We start from the raw sequence: 2,567 nt of genomic DNA, 5'->3' as shown, positions 1-2,567 counted from the left end.
TTTGAATGTTTGGAACGCTTTTTTAAAACTAAATAACTATATCAAGCAGATAGTAAAGAACCTTGGGCCTACTACTGGTTAGGAATCACTGGAGGGAAAGCTCCTGATTTTTTTGCTCTTTCTCAAATTTCTGATCAATCCTATCTCATCCAATCTGAAACTTGTCATACCCAGACTACTGCAAAACTCATCTCAGACATTGTTCGCTTCGCTCAGATTACAAAATCCAATGAATTAGCTCAACTCCATATCATGGGACAACTCCATGAACTGATGTTTCATCTGGGAACTATTGCTCCCAATCAGAAAAAAGAATATTTCATCAACCTACCAACTCTATCTTGAATGCAAACGATTAATTGATAGCCACTATCCTCAATCACTTACAATTCAAGATTTAACAAAAGAACTATCCGTTCACAGAAGCTACTTATCAAGCGTATTCAAAGAATTTAATACCTTATCACCCAAAGAATACCTACTCTACGTTCGAATGCACCGAGCTAAACAACTTCTCGAAAATACCCAAGAGTCCATCAAGGTAATTGCATATTCGGTAGGTTTTTCAGATCCACTCCATTTTTCAAAAGCTTATAAACAATACTTAAATCAGACCCCAAGTCATACAAGAAAAGAATCCTCTCAATACCAACTAGTGAGAAAGGCAACACTATGAAATCCTACCAAGCTGTCTATCAGATTCTAGCTAAAGAAAACGACTATATCAGCGGAGAAAAGATTGCAGAAGAACTATCACTGACCCGAACATCAATTTGGAAAGCCATCAGGCGCCTAGAACAAGAAGGCATTGAAATTGATAGTATCAAAAACAAAGGATATAAACTGATGAATGGTGACCTTATTCTTCCAGAGATTCTAGAAGAAAATCTTCCAATTAAAATCAGTTTTAAACCCGAAACAAAATCAACACAACTCGATGCAAAAGAAGCAATTGATTTAGGCTATGAAGCAAACACCCTCTATCTAGCTTCCTATCAAATAGCAGGGCGTGGCCGTTTTCAACGCTCCTTCTACTCTCCTCAAGGTGGCATTTATATGACCCTCCATCTTAAACCAAATCTTCCCTATGACAAATTACCGTCCTACACACTACTTGTAGCTGGAGCTGTCTACAAAGCCATTAAGAACCTAACTTTAATAGATGTCGACATAAAATGGGTCAATGATATCTACCTAAACAATCATAAAATTGGAGGAATTCTCACTGAAGCAATGACCTCTGTAGAAACAGGCTTAGTCACAGATATCATTATTGGAGTAGGTATCAATTTCACTATTAAAGACTTCCCTCAGGAATTAAAAGAAAAAGCTGCTAGCTTATTTAAAACTACAGCTCCAATAACAAGGAATGAATTAATCATAGAAATCTGGCGTGCTTTCTTCGAAACACCAGCAGATGAGTTATTATACCTATATAAAAAACAGTCATTCGTTCTTGGAAAAGAAGTTACTTTCACACTAGATCAAAAAGACTACAAGGGACTTGCTAAAGACATCTCTGAAAGTGGAAAACTTTTGGTGCAATGTGATAACGGAAAAGAAATCTGGCTCAATAGCGGAGAAATTTCTCTCAAGAGTTGGAAGTAATAATAAATTAGAACAACCATAAAATCGACAATATATAAAGATTTTAGCTTTTCTTCAACCCACTACAGTTGACAAAGAGCCTGAAAACTTCAAAAAACGGATTTTTAGGCTCTGAACATCAAAAAAGAAAGGACGAAATTTGTCCTTTCTCGAGCTTAGCTGACTTCAACCCACTACAGTTGACAAAGAGCCAAATGAAAAAGAGAGTTACAAACTCTCATTAAAACGGAGAATAAGGGATTCGAACCCTTGCGCCAGTTACCCGACCTAACGATTTAGCAAACCGTCCTCTTCAGCCTCTTGAGTAATTCTCCAATTAATGGGCACGAGTGGACTCGAACCACCGACCTCACGCTTATCAGGCGTGCGCTCTAACCACCTGAGCTACGCGCCCAAGTTAAAAAACTTGGTAATTTGAACAAAGTTCAAAGCGGGTGACGAGAATCGAACTCGCGACAACAGCTTGGAAGGCTGTAGTTTTACCACTAAACTACACCCGCATAAATACTATCAATAAAATGGCGCGAGACGGAATCGAACCGCCGACACATGGAGCTTCAATCCATTGCTCTACCAACTGAGCTACCGAGCCTTATTGCGGGAGCAGGATTTGAACCTACGACCTTCGGGTTATGAGCCCGACGAGCCACCGAGCTGCTCCATCCCGCGTTAATAAAAAAGGAGGATGTGGGATTCGAACCCACGCACGCTTTTACACGCCTGACGGTTTTCAAGACCGTTCCCTTCAGCCGGACTTGGGTAATCCTCCAATATTCAAATGGACCTTGTAGGACTTGAACCTACGACCACTCGGTTATGAGCCGAGAGCTCTAACCAGCTGAGCTAAAGGTCCGACAAGATCATTATAGCGGCGAAGGGGATCGAACCCCCGACCTCCCGGGTATGAACCGGACGCTCTAGCCAGCTGAGCTACACCGCCATGAATCGGGAAGACAGGA

Annotated in this window: 1 protein-coding gene, 8 tRNA genes and 1 pseudogene; 2 read left to right on the top strand and 8 right to left on the bottom strand. The window is 40.7% G+C overall.

The window, feature by feature from the left end; translation table 11 throughout:
• Positions 1 to 39: 39 nt before the first annotated feature.
• A pseudogene (locus HT701_RS08780) lies at positions 40 to 676 on the top strand (AraC family transcriptional regulator); the annotation flags it as partial.
• Positions 673 to 1,608, top strand: a complete 936-nt coding sequence (birA, locus tag HT701_RS08775) for a bifunctional biotin--[acetyl-CoA-carboxylase] ligase/biotin operon repressor BirA (protein WP_050223738.1) — start codon at positions 673 to 675, stop codon at positions 1,606 to 1,608. The pseudogene HT701_RS08780 and the gene birA, both read left to right, overlap by 4 nt.
• A 226-nt stretch (positions 1,609 to 1,834) precedes the next feature.
• Here birA and HT701_RS08770 read toward each other — a convergent pair.
• The 8 genes from HT701_RS08770 to HT701_RS08735 all read right to left on the bottom strand — a co-directional run bounded on the left by HT701_RS08770 (position 1,835) and on the right by HT701_RS08735 (position 2,548).
• A tRNA-Ser gene (locus tag HT701_RS08770) sits at positions 1,835 to 1,922 on the bottom strand.
• A 6-nt stretch (positions 1,923 to 1,928) separates the two neighbouring features.
• Positions 1,929 to 2,002: transfer RNA gene (locus tag HT701_RS08765), tRNA-Ile, on the bottom strand.
• 35 nt (positions 2,003 to 2,037) lie between these two features.
• Positions 2,038 to 2,108, bottom strand: a tRNA-Gly gene (locus HT701_RS08760).
• 19 nt (positions 2,109 to 2,127) lie between these two features.
• A tRNA-Phe gene (locus tag HT701_RS08755) sits at positions 2,128 to 2,200 on the bottom strand.
• A gap of 3 nt (positions 2,201 to 2,203) precedes the next feature.
• A tRNA-Met gene (locus tag HT701_RS08750) sits at positions 2,204 to 2,277 on the bottom strand.
• Between the two features lie 10 nt (positions 2,278 to 2,287).
• A tRNA-Ser gene (locus HT701_RS08745) sits at positions 2,288 to 2,377 on the bottom strand.
• Positions 2,378 to 2,387: 10 nt separating this feature from the next.
• A tRNA-Ile gene (locus HT701_RS08740) sits at positions 2,388 to 2,461 on the bottom strand.
• Between the two features lie 13 nt (positions 2,462 to 2,474).
• Positions 2,475 to 2,548 (bottom strand) — tRNA-Met (locus HT701_RS08735).
• Between the last annotated feature and the right edge of the window lie 19 nt (positions 2,549 to 2,567).

Origin of the sequence: Streptococcus sp. 10824 (genome assembly GCF_013276595.1) — a bacterium.
Lineage (GTDB): Bacteria > Bacillota > Bacilli > Lactobacillales > Streptococcaceae > Streptococcus > Streptococcus pseudopneumoniae.
This window is presented reverse-complemented; position numbering and strand designations above follow the sequence as displayed.